General features: G+C 54.6%; 18 protein-coding genes and 3 pseudogenes. 11 read left to right on the top strand and 10 right to left on the bottom strand.

The annotated features are described in order from the left end of the window. Positions 1-49 precede the first annotated feature (49 nt). Positions 50-526, bottom strand: a complete 477-nt coding sequence (merR, locus tag C8R14_RS00105) for a mercury resistance transcriptional regulator MerR (protein WP_011633169.1) — start codon at positions 524-526, stop codon at positions 50-52. A gap of 71 nt (positions 527-597) precedes the next feature. Here merR and merT point away from each other — a divergent pair, with 71 nt between their 5' ends. From merT to merE, 6 genes are read left to right on the top strand one after another with little or no spacing between them, the layout of a single operon-like run. Then, complete coding sequence (merT, locus tag C8R14_RS00100; protein WP_011633168.1) at positions 598-948, top strand: mercuric ion transporter MerT; 351 nt, start codon at positions 598-600, stop codon at positions 946-948. A gap of 15 nt (positions 949-963) precedes the next feature. Further along, positions 964-1,239, top strand: coding sequence for a mercury resistance system periplasmic binding protein MerP (merP, locus tag C8R14_RS00095; RefSeq protein ID WP_011633167.1), 276 nt, complete (start codon positions 964-966; stop codon positions 1,237-1,239). Positions 1,240-1,241: 2 nt separating this feature from the next. Then, on the top strand, positions 1,242-1,433 hold the full coding sequence (gene merF, locus C8R14_RS00090) for a mercury resistance system transport protein MerF (RefSeq protein WP_011633166.1): 192 nt from the start codon (positions 1,242-1,244) through the stop codon (positions 1,431-1,433). A gap of 47 nt (positions 1,434-1,480) precedes the next feature. Continuing rightward, entirely contained in the window at positions 1,481-3,133 is a 1,653-nt protein-coding gene (gene merA / locus C8R14_RS00085; protein WP_041353388.1) for a mercury(II) reductase, read from the top strand. A gap of 17 nt (positions 3,134-3,150) precedes the next feature. Then, on the top strand, positions 3,151-3,396 hold the full coding sequence (locus C8R14_RS00080) for a MerR family transcriptional regulator (protein ID WP_011633164.1): 246 nt from the start codon (positions 3,151-3,153) through the stop codon (positions 3,394-3,396). Continuing rightward, positions 3,393-3,629, top strand: coding sequence for a broad-spectrum mercury transporter MerE (gene merE, locus C8R14_RS00075; protein ID WP_011633163.1), 237 nt, complete (start codon positions 3,393-3,395; stop codon positions 3,627-3,629). Before C8R14_RS00080 ends, merE begins: the two co-directional genes overlap by 4 nt. On the opposite strand, the pseudogene C8R14_RS13905 reads toward merE, so the two are convergent. After that, a pseudogene (locus C8R14_RS13905) lies at positions 3,624-4,439 on the bottom strand (DUF4396 domain-containing protein). The gene merE and the pseudogene C8R14_RS13905 sit on opposite strands and share 6 nt — an antisense overlap. Before the next feature lie 410 nt (positions 4,440-4,849). Between C8R14_RS13905 and C8R14_RS00065 the strand changes: the two are divergent. Then, positions 4,850-5,182 (top strand): DUF4148 domain-containing protein, encoded by a 333-nt coding sequence (locus C8R14_RS00065; RefSeq protein WP_041353387.1) that lies wholly within the window; start codon positions 4,850-4,852, stop codon positions 5,180-5,182. A gap of 403 nt (positions 5,183-5,585) precedes the next feature. After that, the gene (locus C8R14_RS00060; protein WP_242500182.1) at positions 5,586-7,835 is read left to right on the top strand and encodes a heavy metal translocating P-type ATPase; all 2,250 of its coding nucleotides are present in this window, start codon (positions 5,586-5,588) and stop codon (positions 7,833-7,835) included. Between the two features lie 21 nt (positions 7,836-7,856). Here C8R14_RS00060 and C8R14_RS00055 read toward each other — a convergent pair whose 3' ends face one another. The 7 genes and pseudogenes from C8R14_RS00055 to C8R14_RS00025 all read right to left on the bottom strand — a co-directional run bounded on the left by C8R14_RS00055 (position 7,857) and on the right by C8R14_RS00025 (position 14,502). After that, a complete protein-coding gene (locus C8R14_RS00055) occupies positions 7,857-8,342 on the bottom strand; it encodes a c-type cytochrome (RefSeq protein WP_011633161.1) in 486 nt (161 codons plus the stop codon). An 81-nt stretch (positions 8,343-8,423) separates the two neighbouring features. Continuing rightward, positions 8,424-9,005, bottom strand: coding sequence for a M23 family metallopeptidase (locus C8R14_RS00050; protein ID WP_011633160.1), 582 nt, complete (start codon positions 9,003-9,005; stop codon positions 8,424-8,426). Between the two features lie 201 nt (positions 9,006-9,206). Further along, positions 9,207-9,719 carry a cupredoxin domain-containing protein gene (locus C8R14_RS00045; protein ID WP_041353613.1) on the bottom strand — a complete coding sequence of 171 codons (513 nt, stop codon included), beginning with the start codon at positions 9,717-9,719 and terminating at the stop codon, positions 9,207-9,209. Positions 9,720-9,782: 63 nt separating this feature from the next. Next, positions 9,783-10,631 (bottom strand): annotated as a pseudogene (locus tag C8R14_RS13645) (copper resistance protein B). A 314-nt stretch (positions 10,632-10,945) separates the two neighbouring features. Beyond that, positions 10,946-12,829, bottom strand: a complete 1,884-nt coding sequence (locus tag C8R14_RS00035; RefSeq protein WP_011633158.1) for a copper resistance system multicopper oxidase — start codon at positions 12,827-12,829, stop codon at positions 10,946-10,948. 350 nt (positions 12,830-13,179) lie between these two features. Beyond that, positions 13,180-14,151 (bottom strand): F510_1955 family glycosylhydrolase, encoded by a 972-nt coding sequence (locus tag C8R14_RS00030; protein ID WP_011633157.1) that lies wholly within the window; start codon positions 14,149-14,151, stop codon positions 13,180-13,182. 75 nt (positions 14,152-14,226) lie between these two features. After that, a complete protein-coding gene (locus C8R14_RS00025) occupies positions 14,227-14,502 on the bottom strand; it encodes a DUF2933 domain-containing protein (protein ID WP_146208353.1) in 276 nt (91 codons plus the stop codon). A gap of 312 nt (positions 14,503-14,814) precedes the next feature. Here C8R14_RS00025 and C8R14_RS00020 point away from each other — a divergent pair, with 312 nt between their 5' ends. The 3 genes from C8R14_RS00020 to C8R14_RS00010 all read left to right on the top strand — a co-directional run bounded on the left by C8R14_RS00020 (position 14,815) and on the right by C8R14_RS00010 (position 17,502). Further along, on the top strand, positions 14,815-15,015 hold the full coding sequence (locus C8R14_RS00020) for a heavy-metal-associated domain-containing protein (protein ID WP_011633156.1): 201 nt from the start codon (positions 14,815-14,817) through the stop codon (positions 15,013-15,015). 385 nt (positions 15,016-15,400) lie between these two features. Next, the gene (locus C8R14_RS00015; RefSeq protein WP_011633155.1) at positions 15,401-16,084 is read left to right on the top strand and encodes a heavy metal response regulator transcription factor; all 684 of its coding nucleotides are present in this window, start codon (positions 15,401-15,403) and stop codon (positions 16,082-16,084) included. A gap of 5 nt (positions 16,085-16,089) precedes the next feature. Beyond that, positions 16,090-17,502 carry a Cu(+)/Ag(+) sensor histidine kinase gene (locus tag C8R14_RS00010; protein ID WP_011633154.1) on the top strand — a complete coding sequence of 471 codons (1,413 nt, stop codon included), beginning with the start codon at positions 16,090-16,092 and terminating at the stop codon, positions 17,500-17,502. Between the two features lie 219 nt (positions 17,503-17,721). On the opposite strand, the pseudogene C8R14_RS00005 reads toward C8R14_RS00010, so the two are convergent. Next, positions 17,722-18,051, bottom strand: a pseudogene (locus C8R14_RS00005) (IS5-like element ISNieu4 family transposase); the annotation flags it as partial.

Genomic DNA, 18,051 nt, shown 5'->3' with positions numbered 1-18,051 from the left:
CCTTCGACATGGAGATGGTCGTTCAATTGCAGTTTCTATTTGGGGTGTCTCAGAATTCGGAAAATAAAGCAGGCTGCGTAGTCAACCCATGACCACTCTGCACCGACACCGCGAGGTTCGCTCCGTCTTGCAGTGACGCAATCAGCGGGCAGGTAACGTTTCCCTTCCGTGAGTGGCAGGCGCACACCAGTTCAGACAGCACGGCCTCCATGCGCGCCAAATCGGCCATCTTTTCGCGCACATCCTTGAGCTTGTGCTCGGCTAGGCCGCTGGCTTCCTCGCAATGTGTTCCGTCATCTAGCCGTAGGAGCTCGGCGATTTCATCCAGGCTAAAGCCCAGCCGCTGGGCCGATTTCACAAAGCGCACCCGTGTTACATCCGCCTCGCCATAGCGGCGAATGCTGCCATAGGGCTTGTCTGGCTCCGACAGCAGGCCCTTGCGCTGGTAGAACCGGATGGTCTCCACATTGACTCCGGCCGCCTTGGCAAAAACGCCAATAGTCACATTCTTAAAATTAGTTCGCATATCTCTTGACTCCGTACATAACTACGGAAGTAAGCTTAAGCTATCGAATACAAATTTGAAAGGACAAGCGCATGTTTCCACCACAAAGCGGGCGCGGCGTGCTCTTCACCGGAGGGCTAGCCGCCATTCTTGCGTCAGCCTGCTGCCTCGGGCCGTTGGTTCTGATCGCCTTGGGCTTCAGCGGAGCATGGATCGGCAACCTGACGGTGCTGGAACCCTATCGCCCGATCTTTATCGGCGTGGCGCTGGTGGCGCTTTTCGTCGCCTGGCGGCGCATCTACCGGCAGACAGCCGCCTGCAAGCCGGGCGAGGTGTGCACGATTCCGCAAGTGCGAGCTACTTACAAGCTCATTTTCTGGGTCGTAGCCGCGCTGGTTCTGGTCGCGCTCGGATTTCCCTATGTCGTGCCGTTTTTCTACTAATCAGAGAGGTCTACCATGAAAAAACTGTTTGCCTCCTTCGCACTCGCTGCCGTTGTTGCTCCTGTGTGGGCGGTCACCCAGACCGTCACACTCTCTGTACCCGGCATGACTTGCTCGACCTGCCCGATTACCGTCAAGAAGGCGATTTCCAAGGTCGAAGGCGTCAGCAAAGTTGACGTGACCTTCGAGACACGCGAAGCGGTTGTCACGTTCGATGATGCCAAGACCAGCGTGCAGAAGCTGACCAAGGCAACCGGAGACGCGGGCTATCCATCTTCAGTCAAGAACTAATCATGAAAGCCCCGAAGACACTGCTGTGGGTCAATGTCATTGGTACGGTTTTCGTGGCGCTATGTTGTTTCACACCCGTACTGGTCATTTTGCTCGGGCTGGTCGGTTTGTTCGCTCTCACCGACTATCTGAACAGTGTGCTGCTGCCTGCGCTGACGATTTTCATTGGTTTAACCATCTACGATATCCAGTGAAAACACCAAGTCGATGCCTGTTGCACCCCTCAATCTACTGGAAAAAAATGACTGAAATCACCGTGAATGGTATGACCTGTATATCCTGTGCCACCGATGTCAAAGTTGCTTTGGAAAAAATTCCCGGCGTGAATGGCGCTGTGGTGTCCTATCCCGAAAGTCGCGCGCGGGTCTCGGCAGACGCTGCCGTGGCCGTGAGCCATGACCAAATTCTGGCCGCTATCGCGGCATTGGGTTATCAAGGTTCGATCCGCGTTGGCGATTTCAAAAGTGATACGAAAAGTCGTGATGCTCTTGAGGGGGCCGGTTTACACATTGCCGTCATTGGCAGCGGTGGAGCCGCGATGGCGGCAGCACTGAAGGCCGTCGAGCAAGGCGCGCACGTCACGCTGATCGAGCGCGGCACCATCGGCGGCACCTGCGTCAATATCGGCTGTGTGCCGTCCAAAATCATGATCCGCGCTGCCCAGATTGCCCATCTGCGCTGCGAAAGCCCGTTCGATGGCGGTATCGCGGCTACTGTGCCTGCGATTGATCGTAGCAAACTACTGGCCCAGCAGCAGGCCCGCGTCGATGAGCTGCGCCACGCCAAGTATGAAGACATCCTGGACGGCAATCCGGCCATCACCGTTCTGCACGGTGAAGCGCGTTTCAAGGACGACCAGCGCCTAGTCGTCCGTTTGAACGGTGGTGGCGAGCGTGTAGTGGCGTTCGACCGCTGCCTGGTCGCCGCGGGTGCCAGCCCGGCAGTGCCGCCGATTCCGGTCTTGAAAGAGTCACCCTACTGGACTTCGACCGAAGCCCTGATCAGCGACACCGTTCCCGAACGTCTGGCCGTAATCGGATCCTCGGTGGTGGCGCTGGAATTGGCGCAGGCTTTCGCCCGGCTGGGTAGCCAGGTCACGATCTTGGCACGCAACACGCTGTTCTTCCGCGAAGACCCTGCCATTGGCGAGGCGGTCACAGCCGCCTTCCGTACCGAAGGAGTTCAGGTGCTGGAACACACGCAAGCCAGCCGGGTCGCCCATGTTGACGGCGAATTCGTGTTGACCACGGGGTTCGGTGAAATACTCGCCGACAAGCTGCTGGTCGCTACCGGACGGACGCCGAACACGCGCAGCCTGGAATTGGAAGCGGCGGGTGTCGCTGTCAATGCCCAAGGGGCCATCGTCGTCGACCAGGGCATGCGCACGAGCAACCCGAACATCTACGCGGCTGGCGACTGCACCGACCAGCCCCAATTCGTCTATGTGGCGGCAGCGGCCGGCACCCGTGCCGCGATTAACATGACTGGCGGCGACGCGGCCCTCGATCTGACCGCGATGCCGGCCGTGGTGTTCACCGATCCGCAAGTGGCGACCGTGGGCTACAGCGAAGCGGAAGCGCATCACGACGGGATCGAGACCGACAGCCGGTTGCTCACGCTGGACAACGTGCCGCGTGCGCTCGCCAACTTCGACACGCTGGGCTTCATCAAGCTGGTGGCCGATGCCGGCAGCGGGCGCTTGATCGGCGTGCAGGTAGTGGCACCGGAAGCGGGCGAGCTGATCCAGACGGCGGCCTTGGCAATTCACAACCGCATGACAGTGCAGGAACTGGCCGACCAGTTGTTCCCCTATCTGACGATGGTCGAGGGGCTGAAGCTCGCGGCACAGACCTTTAGCAAGGACGTGAAGCAACTGTCCTGCTGCGCCGGATGAGGAAAAGGAGGTGCTCAATGAGCGCCTACACAGTGTCCCGGCTGACCCTTGATGCGGGGGTGAGCGTGTATATCGTGCGCGACTATCTGCTGCGCGGATTGCTGCGGCCGGTCGCGTGCACCACGGGCGGCTATGGCTCATCTGCACAGCTTGCGGTGCTGCGTCAGCTCGTCGAACGTCGGCGCGAGGCGTTGGCCAGCTTGGAAATGCAATTAGCAGCCATGCCAACCGAGCCAGCACTGCACGCGGAGAGTTTGCCATGAACAGCCCCGAGCGCTTGCCGTCTGAGACGCACAAACCGATCACCGGCTACCTGTGGGGCGTGCTGGCCGTGCTGACCTGTCCCTGCTATTTGCCGATTCTCGCAATTGTGCTGGCCGGCACGACGGCTGGCGCGTTCATTGGAGAGCATTGGGGTATTGCAGCCCTCATGCTGACCGGCTTGTTTGTCCTGTCTGTGACGCGGCTGCTGCGAGCCGTCAGAGGCCGATCATGAGCGCTTCCCAGTCAATTGAATGGACAGTGGCGCAACAGGCGTGTCCCACCCCATGATCATGCCGGGCGACATAATCGCTCCACCCACGTCGCGAGCTGAGAGGCGCATGTTTACAAACAGTGCCGGAAAAGTCATGCCTCTCAATGGCATTAAGTCAGTGGCCATGGTAACAGCGGCTAATTGCGTGTGCGTGACATTAGGTTGCATGGCATGATGTCCCTCCGCAGAGGGCTTTACTGATGTATGGCCGTTACTTGAGTGGTTGTTTTTTGTCTGTTTTGTTTCGTCTGGGCGTTCGGTCTTCAAGCCGTGTTTCATCTGCCTGGCTACCCTCCAGCCATTGACGGGGTAAGTTACGGCAAAACCAGCAATGTTACCAACTGACATGACGCCCCAAAACAGCAGTTAGACCGGCTCCATCGCCCGCATGTTGCGTGCAGTTATTAGCAGCCTCATGGTGGGCGCTATGCCTGCCATCATGGCATTCATACTAATAAATTCCGGGATGAAGGACTTTTTGACACTATCCCAGTAGCTGCCGCCAATCATGCTTTCCATAAAAAGAGACTGGAAGATGAAAAGACCAAACGCGCCCCCCGCTAAATAGTCAACAATGCGATCCAACCACATCGGTAGCCCCAGCGCTGCCGTGGTCGCCGCCGTCAGGATAGTGCCAGTGGCGTCGCCTGCCACGCAGTGGATGGTTGAGCATGCGCTTTGTTTCCACAGTGGCTTGATGAATTGCTCATGCGCGCCTGACCTGGGCTCTTCATCGGCTATTACATACAGCAGCAAGCCGATCGGCCCCATATAGAGATCACCAACACGAAGCTCCACTTCATTACCACCGGCTCGGGATTATGGTGAAACGGATCCCACGCAACGCAGGCTGTGGATATAGTCGCTAGAGCAAACCAGACAATAAGAAAGTAATCGATAGGTTGGGCGATAATAGGAATCTTGAAGCAATAACGCACGGGTTTCAGTCCGCACTTACTGCTCGAACCTTGTTCGTCAGCAATTTCTGTGCTGTTACCGGGTCATTACCTCGATGCGGCCTACATTACAAAGGTAGACCAAATAATGACGTATTCGTCATACCAGCGTCATCGGACTGTTGGGCGCTGCTCGCTAAAGTGGAGTCCTGACCAGAAAGAACTGGCAGAGCGATCGCGCAGTATGACAGCGCTTCGCGGCAACGACTCTCAATGGAACCTACTATGTCATTTCGTTCAAAAACTCTTTTCGCCTTGCTAGCCGCTGCATTAGCGGTTCCCGCCACCAGTTTTGCTTATTGGATTCCCGATAATAGTGAGCAGGGCGGTACCGAAGTGCAGGATTGGTCCAACATGAAGAGTCGAACGCAGGTGCTCCAGGAGCTTGAGCACGCCAAGGCAGACCCTACTTGGGCTACACGTCAAGGAGAAGCGACAGGTATTTGGCCTCAAATCAACGCTGAGCCAATGAAGTCACGAGCACAGGTTCAGCAGGAATTAAAGGCACTGACCGCTAGAGAAAAAGCATACATTCAAAGCTTTTATACGGGCGCTTAATGCCTCGTATACGATGGTTCATTGTTTTGGTGCATGTGTATCTTTAATTTATAGATGTCTACTAAAATGCGATCCGTCGATTAGCTATTGTCGTCATTATTCATGACAAAAATGTAATGAAATTGACCGCAAATTGTCAGTTTCGCGAACAGTAAAGTGTGACATGATCAATACACCTGCCATCCGGTGCGATCTAGGGCTCTACGCTGTTTCAGGGTGGTGATAGCGGTCAGCGTAGCCCAATACCAAATGGGAAAGCGGCTACGTCATGACAGCACATGATCACAAACACACTCATCTCGGCCAACCCGGTGACTTAAGCGGCGGATCTACGCCACTTGGCGAGAACCACGCTAAATTGCCTGAGTCCCCGGTCTCGACGTTAAAGGACCCAGTGTGCGGAATGTCGGTGACCGAACAATCGCCACACCATCTTGAGCTTGACGGCCAGCTGTTTTATTTCTGCAGCACTGGCTGCCAAGCCAAATTCAGTGCCGGCCCGGCCAAATATCTCTCTAAAAGCCAATCGAGCGAGCAATCAACTCAGGCAGCCGCACCGGGCACGATCTATACCTGTCCGATGCATCCCGAGATTCGCCGAGATCACCCTGGAAACTGTCCTAAGTGCGGCATGGCGCTGGAACCGCTTATGCCTACACTCGATGACGATAATCCCGAGTTGGCGGACTTTACCCGCCGGTTTTGGTGGACCTTGCCTTTAACGATAATCGTCACGACGCTGGCCATGTTTGGCCACCAGTTTGGCTGGTTTGGCATGACCGCCCAAAGTTGGATCGAGCTGGTGCTTTCCTTGCCTGTCGTGCTGTGGGCTGGCTGGCCGTTCTTTGTGCGCGGCGTTCAGTCGGTGATTAACCGTAGCCCCAATATGTGGACGCTCATCGGCTTGGGAACAGCGGCGGCTTTTATCTATAGCGTCGTGGCGACGGTTACGCCGGAAGTGTTTCCCGACACGTTCTTGTCCATGGGACGCATCGCAGTATATTTTGAAGCGGCGGTTGTCATCATCTCCTTGACGCTTTTCGGGCAAATCCTTGAGCTAAGAGCCCGCTCACAAACCTCGGCGGCCATCAAGTCGCTAATGGGATTAGCCCCGAAGACGGCGCGGCGTATCCTGCCAGATGGTACCGAAGAAGATGTGCCGCTGACCCACGTTCACGAAGGCGATCGCTTGCGTGTGCGTCCGGGCGAAAAAGTGCCGGTGGATGGGGCGGTGGAAGAGGGGGCGAGTTCAATTGACGAATCCATGCTGACCGGCGAACCGCTACCCGTCAGCAAACGCGTGGGCGATAAAGTCATTGGCGCCACGATGAATACATCGGGTGCACTGGTGATACGCGCCGAAAAAGTGGGCGCGGCTACAGTGTTGTCTCAAATCGTGCAGCTTGTGGCGCAAGCACAGCGTTCCCGAGCGCCTATGCAACGCATGGCCGATCATGTGGCGGGCTATTTTGTCATGGCGGTGGTCGCTATCGCTGTGATTACGTTTTTCGTGTGGGGGTTCTGGGGGCCACAGCCCAGCTGGGTGTACGGTCTGATCAATGCGGTGGCCGTGCTGATCATTGCCTGCCCGTGTGCGCTAGGTCTCGCGACTCCTATGTCTATTATGGTCGCCACTGGTCGTGGTGCGACGCACGGCGTCTTGTTCCGGGATGCCGCTGCCATCGAGAACTTCCGCAAGGTCGATGCCTTAATCGTCGATAAGACCGGCACCTTGACAGAAGGGCGGCCCACGTTTGAGCAAGCGGTTCCCGTCCAGGGCGTTAGCGCCGACGAGGTGCTGCGCCTGGCTGCCAGCCTGGATCAAGGCAGTGAGCACCCGCTGGCCGACGCTATCGTTAATGCCGCGCGAGAGCAGGGCATTGCCCTGGCCACGGTAGATGAGTTTGAATCCGGCTCCGGGATTGGCGTTCGCGGAAAGGTTGAGAGCAAGCGTTTGGCGCTCGGTAATACCGCATTGATGCAGCAAGAAGGCGTCGATGTGGCGAGACTGAGCGAAAAGGCAGATCGCCTGCGTGTGCAAGGCGCGAGCGTCATGTATCTGGCCGCGAATGGCGACCTGTTGGGCTTGCTTGCTGTGTCAGACCCCATTAAAGCCAGTACACAAGAAGCCTTGAATGAACTGAAGGCCGCTGGAATTCGCGTCATCATGGCCACGGGAGATGGGGTATCGACGGCCCAAGCCGTGGCGCAGCGTCTGGGTATCGATGAATTTCATGGTGAGGTAAAGCCAGCCGATAAGCTCGATCTTGTCACAAAGCTTCAAGACCAAGGGCATATCGTGGCGATGGCGGGGGATGGCATTAATGATGCCCCTGCCTTGGCCAAAGCTGATGTGGGCATTGCCATGGGTACCGGCACCGATGTCGCCATGAATAGCGCCCAGGTCACGCTGGTGAAAGGCGATTTGCGAGGTATCTCGATTGCCCGCCATTTGTCTGACGCGACCATCGCCAATATGGAGCAAAACCTGGGATTTGCCTTCGTGTATAACGCTTTGGGCGTGCCACTGGCGGCGGGTGTGTTGTATCCGTGGACGGGGCTGTTGCTCTCGCCGATGTTTGCTGCGCTGGCGATGAGCTTGAGCTCGGCCTCGGTGGTGACCAATGCATTGCGGTTGCGTAAAGCAAAATAAAAGGCTTTCACGCCTAATGAGTTACTGTGGCCGTTGCTGCGTGATTTCTTTTTGAGCAACTAACGCCTGCTTGGGCCAAGAACTCTTGATATAAGCGAGCACAGCCCGAATGTCGTGATCGGTCAGTAATTTGTTATAGGCCGGCATATCGCTCACATATCCGGGTGGGGCTGTCACGCCAGGCACCAGGCCATTTTTAGTGATGTCAATCAACACGGCGTCCGGATGATGCCAGGTATGGCCCGTTTCGTCGTGCGGTGGCGCAGGCAAACGACCATTGGCTTGACGTACCCGCCAGTCAGGCTGGCCTTCCAGCTTCGCGCCATGGCAGGATAAGCAGTTGTTGGCGTAGATGTCTTTGCCGATGGCTACGAGTTCTTGATCGGAAGGATCAATAAATACCGGTCTTGAGTCCATCAAGGCTTCATACATAAACAAGCCGGCTCCGAGCGCCAGGGCACCAAGCACACCAATCATCACGCCTGTTTTTTTCACCGCTATTGCCATTGGAATTATCCCCACTCACTTTGTTGCACGATCAATCTATGTGATTTTCAGCTACCGCTATTCGGGCGGCACAACGTAGCCTCATCTTTGGACATAGGAGGCAAGTTGCCGTTTTTCCTGGATGGGGTCTATCGGTTGATTGTTGACGCGCAGTTCGTAATGCAGATGAGGGCCACTGGATGTTCCGGTTGAACCGACATAGCCAATGATTTGTCCCTTTTCTATGTTGGCCCCTTTCCTTAGACCATTCTTAAAACGACTTTGATGCGCATAGACAGTGGAATAATTATTGTCGTGTTCTATGAAAATCACTTTGCCATATCCATTTTGAACACCAATGAAAGAGATTTTTCCCTGAGCCGTTGCGCGGATGGGGGTGCCTTTTGGGGCAGGGTAATCAAGACCTTGATGGCCTGCCCACTTGCCCGAAACGGGATGTAGCCGGTAGCCAAAGGCTGAATTGATACGAGCGCGTTCGCTCAGTGGCGTGTTAAGAAACATTTTTCGCAAGCTCTCGAGCCGAGGACTTGCCTTATGAGAGTGTTTGCCGAGTGTGTGAATAGGGCCTTCGATGATAGAAGTCTGCCTGACCTCCGATGCCACGGCGGTATTCGTCACAAGGTAACCGACGATGAGAAGCAGGCTTTTTAATATCGTATGCATGTCATATAGAAAATATTTGGCTGGTGCTCGCTCGTGGCTCGCCTTTTGTGGCCGGATCGACTCTGGTTGGTGTGGGGAAATAAGTATTGGCAGCACTGCGTATGCAGTGCTGCCCACTGGGGGAGCGCATTGTAGCTACTGTGCCTGGTAATCCATCACGAAGTGGATGAGTAATCAGGCCGTCGTCGCCTTTATGGCGCCTTATCCGACTTTTACCTTACCGATCATGCCCGCTTCCATGTGCCCAGCTACGAGGCAGGCAAAGTCAACAGTGCCGGCTTGGGTAAACTGCCAGACTAGGCCGCCTTTCTGGCCAGGGTTAAGCGAGATCATATTGGGCTCGGCATGTTTCATGCCTGGCATTTTCTTCATCATGGCGGCATGATCGCGCATCTCGTCGGCTGAGCCGATCACCATTTCGTGAGGAACTTTGCCGGCATTTTTAATTAGAAACCGGACAGTATCACCAGCTTGCACGTTGATCTCGCCCGGCGTAAAACGCATGGTGTCGTCCATGACGAGCTCAATCGTACGCGTGACCTTGGCGGCATCGCCCGGTTGTCCCACAGCCGAGTCGCCTTTGTTCATGCTGGACATGTCGTGACCTTGCATCATGGTGCCGTCTTTCATCTCATGACCTCCGCCATGGCTTCCGGCGGCCATTGCCAGAACGGGTAACGTGCTTAATATCAATATAGATAGTGTCTTTTTCATAAAAATCACTTTTGGATAAGGGAAAAATAAGAGCATCAGGCGTGATGTTCCCTGGTACAACCGCTAAAATCTAAAATTTAAACCGGCCACGAAACGGGTTTCCTGCTTGGAGTCGCCCGCTGCGCGTGCATAATCCGCCGTTTTTCCGAACTTGCTGGACCACTCCACGCCCACGTAGGGCACAAACTGACGTGTGACTTGGTATTTGAGGCGCAAGCCTGCGGTGCCGTCCGTCAGGCCGCTGCCGATGCCCCGGCGTTTATCGTCCTTGCCGTAGAAGTTCACTTCCACACTCGGTTGAAGGTAGAGCTTCTGAGTCAGCAAGATGTCGTACTCCGCCTTCAACCCCAGAGCGGTTCGTCCGCTGGAGCCAACATAAGCGGTGGCATCGACTTCAAACCAGTAGGGCGCCAACCCTTTAAAGCCAAACGCCATCTATTCCCGGTTTGGCGCGCCCTGAGCGTGGTCGAATCGCACGCCCAGTTCCGTATTCCAGAATGTTGAAATTGCATGACGCCAAAGCAGTTGCGTCTCGGACTCTTGCAACTTGCCGCTGGCTACTTCGCCTTCGGCCTTGATCACGGCACGGTTATAGGTGCTGCCATACCAGGCCTCGCCTTCATAGGCAGTCCACTCTCTGCCTCGCGCCTTGACATATTCGAGCCGGTCGAAGCGAACCGACCCGAAGTTGTGCATGTCCGACATGACCAGCGCTTCTGAGGGTGGCAGCGCATACTTGCCCGCATTACGCACGTAGCCATCGGAGTAGGCATTTGGATCGCGGGCATCTGGCGGGGCCGAGCCCCCTTGCATCTGCATATCGCCATGATCCATTTCGCCACCGCTCATGTCCATGGCTCCCATATCGTGTGCAGTGGCCGTTGGAGCGGTGTTGGCTTGACCATGGTTCATACCCGGCATGGACTCTGCTGGCTTAGTTGCGGGGGTTGACTTCATATGCATGGCACCGTGATCCTGGCCACTCATATTCATCGTGCCATGGTCCATGCCAGGCATATTCATTTTGCTGTGATCCATGCCGGGCATGCTTGCCGCATCGGCAGGAGCCGAGCTGGTCGGCATGGCGGTATGGTCACTATGGGCGTTATGCGCTTGGGCGTAGGCAAGAAGCGGAGTGGCTCCCAGCGTTGCGATAGCGGTTGCAAGAATGCGTTTTCTTATATGAGTATTCACGGTCAAGATTCCCTTTTTCTCGTTTACTGAGCTCATGCCACCACCACTTCGCGAAACATCCCCGCATCCATGTGCAGCATCAGATGGCAATGCCAGGCCCAGCGACCCAGTGCATCGGCGGTCACAAGAAAGCTGATGCGTTGCGCTGGCTGCACCGGAATCGTGTGGCGGCGCGCCTGGAAGCTGCCGTCAGGCGCTTCTAGCTCACTCCACATGCCGTGCAAGTGCATGGGGTGCGTCATCATGGTGTCGTTGTGCAAAATAACCCTGACCCGCTCGCCGTAGCGAAAATGAACGGGCGTCGATTTTCCATATTCCACGCCGTCGAATGACCAGGCATAGCGTTCCATGTTGCCGGTCAGATGGAGCTCAATTTCACGCTCCGCGCCGCGCGGATCCATTGCACCACCCACGGTGTGCAAGTCCGATAGCGTCAATACTCGGCGGCCGTTGTTGCGCAGCCCAATGCCGGGATCGTCCAGGTTGGTGCGCGGCATGTCGACCCGCATATCAATGCTGGGGCCATACTCGGTCCTGGCGTGGCGTACTTGGGTGCTGGCGCCAGTTGCTGTCATTGCGCCATGATCCATACCAGCCATGCCTGCGTGATTCATGCCCTGCATACTGCCATGATTCATCCCAGCCATAGCACCGTGATCCATACCGCCCATGGACGATTGGCCGGACCCACCATGGCTCATTCCTGCCATGCCCGCGCCCATTGAACCCATCATGTCCGCCATGGTGAGCCATTCCACTGGGTCAAGCGCGGGCACGGGCGCGTCGAGACCGGCACGCGTAGCCAGTGTGCCCCGTGCATACCCGGTGCGGTCCATGGCTTGCGCAAAAACGGTATAGGTATCGTCTTTGGGCTGGACCAGCACGTCGTAGGTTTCCCCTGGACCAAAGCGGAATTCATCCACCGTTACGGGCTCTACATTGACGCCGTCGGCCTGAACCACCGTTAGCTTCAGACCTGGTATACGCACGTCGTAAAAAGTGTTGGCTGCCCCGTTGATGAAACGCAGGCGGACCCGCTCACCGGGACGGAATAATCCCGTCCAGTTGCCGGCCGGGGTTGTGCCGTTCATCAAATAGGTCAACACATTAGCCGACAAGTCCGCCAGGTCGGTTGGACTCATGCGCATTTCGTTCCACATCTTGCGCTTGTCGATGGCCGCTTTCAGGCCATCTCGTGACACGTCCTGGAAGAAATCAATGGCGGTGGGCTGGTTGTAGTTGTAGTAGTCGCCTTGCATTTTGAGCTTGGCCAGGACTCGCATCGGATCCTCGTCGGTCCAGTCAGAAAGCTGAACGACGTACTCGCGATCGGCCCGTATGGAGTCGGTTTGTGCCGGGTCGATAATGATCGCCCCATAAACGCCGGTCGCCTCCTGCATGCCAGAATGGGAGTGATACCAGTACGTGCCGCTTTGTTCAACTTTAAATCGGTAGGTAAATGTTTCTCCTGGAGCAATGCCCGTAAAACTGATACCTGGCACGCCATCCATTTGGAAGGGCAGGATGATGCCGTGCCAATGGATGGAGGTGGCTTCCTTCAGACGGTTCTTGACGCGAATAGTGACCGTATCGCCTTCGCGCCAGCGTAAGGTAGGCGCAGGAAGCGAGCCATTCACCGTCGTTGCGATGCGTGGGCTGCCGGTGAAATTGACGGGCGATTCACCGATATCGAGGTTGAACTCGGTCCCCGTCAGCACAGCGGCCGAACCGGTACTCGTATTGACGGACGGAACTCCGGCGGCTCGGGCAAAGGGCGATAAGCCCAACAATACGCCGCCAGCCGCAAGGCCCTGAACGAATCGGCGACGGGGCAGTATAGGCAGTGCAAGCGAGTGCGGTAGCAAGTGTTTCACGTGAGCGTATCCCAAAGTCGAAAGAGGGTAGATATCAATCATCCTTCGATGATCAAAGCCTCAAATTAAATTGATGACATGCACTTTAACGAAATGTGCATGTCGGCCCAATGACGCTGGCATTACATTTTTGTAATGCGAGGGTGTTCGTCAGATTGGTCGTGTGGTTGCATTTTCGATACTGGCGGAAGCGGGGTGACACTTAATCGTGTCACGTTCACATCAAGTGCCCATCATCCAAAACATCATGGCTCCCATGCCGACGAGAGCAAAAACAGCCAAGAGTCCAATCGCCGCCAGCGCGATCACAATGATTTTTATCAGCTTATTGCTCATGGGATTGTCCAAGCCATTTGATGGGAGCTAGATGCCAAAATTTAGAAGGGCGGACCTTATTTATCGAGGGCCGTGCCACCGTCAGCGATTTGCGTCCACGTTGCACCTCTATCTTTAGTGATATAGGCGCTACGCTTGAAGGTCGCAATAGCAACTTCTTCGTGGCGGGTAGGGTTTTGAGCAATGAAGGCCACCGCGTCTTTGTTCAATGCAGGAAGCTTGATTTTTTCATTCGCTCCGCCATCACTCAGGCCCATGCGACTCAGCACGGGGGCGTTTGCGTAACTGCTAACCCAAAGGTGCTCGCCATTCAGATCGAACCACTGTGCTAGTACCTGCGTGCTTCGAATCAATAGCTCAAAATGGTTGCCCGCGTCACGAGACAAGTACAACCCGTCGGCGGCACCCACGGCAACGACGTTGGCATCGCGTGGATGCACCGCTAAGCTGTTGATTTTGGCCTTCAGACCATTAGCGGCTGCTCGCGTCCACGTCAGGCCGTCTGTTTGAGTCATATACAGGCCAGCTTGGGGCATCCGGGTATTAGGCCCATAATTCAGAACATAAACCGCATTGGTTTCATAGCTTGTGGCCAAGGTATGAAAATCGGACTCTCCTTCTAGCCCCAACTGCCGCCAGGTTTTTCCTGCATCCGTACTTTTAATAAGGCCAAACGGATTAATTAGGTTAGAGCCTGCTGCTGGATGCCCGCTGCTGTAAAACGCCTCTCGGGTGGTGGCAAATCCCATGTAATCATGCTCAGGCCCGGCCATTTTTGCCCATTGACCATCCACATACGCCGCGATGCCATGATGGCTCGGGATAAGCAGCTGTTGACCGTCTGCGCTATAGGCAAGCCCGTGCAGGTGGGTGAGTTCAATCGGCGCAGCCCGTGCCAAAGTCTTTATGGCTTGTGTATCGGCTAAGGATGGCTCGGTACTTGCGGTTGCTACGCCAAGTCCGCCGAACATAAATAGCGTGGCAACGCTTGTTGCCGCCAAGGTGGTAAAAATCGTTTTAGAACTCATCACGTGATATCCGTTAATCCAAGTGCTATCCCATCATGAGTCCGCCATGAGTAGAGTGGGACGGCTGTGCGCCGACTAATCTTTGAGCGGCGAGTGTCCGACCAATGGTGTGGTGGGAGCTTTGTCGGCTTGGTTTTTTTCCGCCCTTTGGTCCTTGTCGCAGGAGTGCATGCCTTTCATCATGAAAAACATCATCAAGGGGCAAATCAGAAGGAATAAAAACGGAGCACCGGCGGCAATCCATCCACGGGCGGCGGGCATAGTCGCGTACGCCACGGCAACGACTACGCCTAGGCCAAGGGCCGTCTTCATCATGGTTTTCATATCACATTTCATCATCGTTTCCTTCAAATAGGCAGGTTGCTTTATATCCGCCCGGCAGTGATGAGTAGGCGGTGACAAATACACTGTAGCCAACCAGGGCTGTCAGTCCGATTACGTTGTCATTACATTTTTGTCATGTCCGTGCCAAGTTTCACGGTAGTCAAGCAACTGGCTGTTACTTAAAGGAAAAAAGAGATAGCAACTGCGGTCGCTCGAGTGGCGCAAATATTTGATCTTAATGCAGAAAATGCTCGGTAAATGCGACGTTGGGCCAGCTTGACATTGTCGTCGTGGGAAGGTTTAGTATTGTCATGCTGCACTACCTAAGGAGATAGCAGAATGATTGAATTTGAAGTGAAAGATATGACTTGTGGCCACTGTGTGGATACCATCACGCGCGTGATCAAAGAAACGGCACCGGCGGCCAGCGTTGGCATTGATCTTCCCGCTCATTTGATTCGGATCGATGGAGTTCTCAATGCAGATACCATTGAACGCGCCATTCGAGAAGTTGGGTATACGCCGAAACGTGTATCTTAGAGGGTCCGGCACCGTTAAACTGCTGAGCCCTAGCCCATTTTTTGACATGCTTTAGGGGTTTTTCGGCACAATACTCGTGATAGATCATCTGAGGCCAGCGATATTATTGGTCACGTGCTTGGCAGATGTTCATAACTATCTGGTAAAACGCTTGGGTAAAATCACTGCCGTGCGCCAAGTAACTGGCCGCGCAGACGGAACGTCTGCGCGCTGTTCATAAAAGAATTCCTTCGAATTATCGGTATATTACAATTTTGTAATTCATCCGTCATCGTACTGTCAGCTTGCCACGGGTAGAGTCTCGTCATGAGTTCTGACGCTTCTAGGTCAGGGGGCAATCCCTTAAGTCAGGCACAAAACAGAAGCCTATCGCAGGAGCGATCCCATGAAATTGCTCGTCGTTGAAGATGAGATAAAAACTGGCGAATACGTACGCCAAGGGCTGGTTGAGTCCGGTTTTATAGTCGATCTGGCCCGTACGGGCCTGGATGGGCACCACCTCGCCCTGACAGAGGACTATGATTTAATCATCCTAGATGTCATGCTGCCAGATGTTGACGGTTGGCGTATTGTTCAAGCCTTGCGTGAAGCGAAATCGGCGACACCGGTATTGTTTTTGACGGCGCGCGATAGCGTAGAGGACCGGGTTAAGGGTTTGGAACTAGGCGCCGATGATTATTTGATTAAACCTTTTGCATTTTCGGAGCTGCTCGCACGAGTGCGTACACTGCTGCGCCGAGGCGCAGCGCCCGCTCTGAGTGATCAATTGCAAGTGGCCGACCTGGTGCTGGACATTCCACGTCGGCGGGCGAGGCGGCAAGAGGTACGCATTAACCTGACAAACAAAGAATTTGCGCTTCTGGAGCTTTTGGTGCGCCGCCAAGGTGAGGTGTTACCGCGCTCTCTGATTGCCTCACAGGTGTGGGACATGAATTTTGACAGCGACACCAACGTCATTGACGTGGCGATTCGGCGCCTGCGCGCCAAAATCGATGACGCCTTTGAACCCAAGCTGATCCATACCGTTCGCGGTATGGGATATATGCTTGATGTCAGCAGCGTAGGTTGAAAAGAGTGGCACGCCGCCCTGCGTCGCTGGCCCTGCGTCTGACCGTATCCATTGGAGCGGTCATCACAGTGGTGCTTCTCACGTTTGGATGGATGGTCCAACGATCCATTAATAGTCACTTCGTTCAGCAGGATGTTGATGAGCTTAATGCTGTTGTTCAATCGCTGACGCAGTCGCTCTCCGAGCCGTCAGCCAGTCAAGAGTCGGATGTATTGAAGCGTCGGCTGGCGGCTGCGATCTCAGGTCATCGTAATGCACAATTTCGAGTGTCGGATAGTCATGGCAATGTGATTTACGCTACGCCTAATTCGGATCTGGATGGTTTTACACGGTTGGTTCCCTTTACCGGCGTAATCACCATTGACTCGGTGAAAATCTGGCGGGATAAGGGAGAGACCTATCGAGGTGCTGTTGTGCAGCTAATGAACAAAGGTCTTCAAGGCGCCGAGCCTTTAACCTTAGCCGTTGCCACTGGCATCAATTTTCACTTGCACTATCTTGAAAGCTTTCGCAGTTACCTGAGAGTTATTACGACCGCAGCCTGTCTGATTGCTATTCTGGCGACATGGTTTGCTGTGTATCAGGGTCATGCGCCGATACGGCGCATCAGCCGAGAGATTCGTCGAATCAAATCTGATCAGCTTTTTATTCGGCTCGCACCTGGTACCGTTCCGGTGGAGTTAACTGAACTGGCCGTGTCATTCAACGACATGCTGGATCGCATCGAAGATGGTTTTCAACGCCTGTCGAACTTTTCGGCTGATATCGCTCATGAGCTGCGTACGCCCATAACGAATCTGAAAACGCAGACGGAAGTGGCACTCTCTCAATCGCGCGATGTCGAGCAGTATCGAGAAATTTTATATTCGAATCTGGAAGAATACGAACGTATGGCCAAAATGGTCGGCGATATGCTGTTTTTGGCGCAAGCCGATAATAATCAGCTCAAACCGGAACTGGTCAGCGTGAATTTGGTTACTGAAGTCCAGGAGCTATTTGATTACTTCGAGGCATGGGCCGAAGAACGCTCCGTTTCATTGATATGTAAAGGTCCAGTTATATGTGTTCAGGGTGATAGATTGATGATGCGCCGCGCGCTAAGCAATCTTTTATCCAATGCCATACGTTACACCCCTCCAGGGAGAGCAGTTACAGTCTCGCTAGCTGCTAACAGCAACGACACGATTGCTATTAGTGTAGAAAACCCGGGACATACGATCAATTCCGAGCATCTACCAAGATTGTTTGACCGGTTTTACCGCGCGGATCCTTCACGTCAACGTAAAGGGGACGGAGCTGGTTTAGGTCTAGCTATTGTCAAGTCAATTATTGACGCACATGGCGGCACCATTACTGCAAAAGAGGTGGATGGAAATATGATTTTTGAGGTCGCTCTTCCTAAAGCGACGGCCAAGTAAATTTTTAACTAGGTATCGCTGATTAACAATGTGCTACACGCTGTAGCGGCTCTGGTTATAGCGGTGGGTACAGAAATAATTTGGCTGAGGAATACAACATGATGCACGGAATGTATATGAATGGGATGGCGTGGGGGTTTGGTCTCCATTGGTTAGTTATGCTGCTCGTGGCAGCTCTCATTTTGCCGCCCTTTTGGAAAATATTTTCTGAGAACCTGTTCAAAGTCTTTTGAGTAGAAGGGCCAGGAAGGCCAGGTGAATAAACTGCAAGCTGGTGTTGAGTAAGCGCTCACAGTTCTTCCACAGCCGTCGATTCTTCTCCAACCAGGCAAAGCTGCGTTCCACTACCCAACGCTTGGGGATAACGGCGAAGGTATGCAACTCACTGCGCCTGGCGATCTGAACCGCGACAGTCTCGCTCAGCACATCGCGTACACCTTGAGCAAACGGCTCTCCCACATAACCGCTGTCCGCCAACACCGCCACCACCCGGCCCAGGCCTGAACGACAACGCCGGAAAGCCTGCAACGCACCTTTGCGATCGGTCAC

The organism is Nitrosomonas eutropha, from assembly GCF_003201195.1.
Taxonomy (GTDB): Bacteria; Pseudomonadota; Gammaproteobacteria; order Burkholderiales; family Nitrosomonadaceae; genus Nitrosomonas; species Nitrosomonas eutropha.
This window is presented reverse-complemented; position numbering and strand designations above follow the sequence as displayed.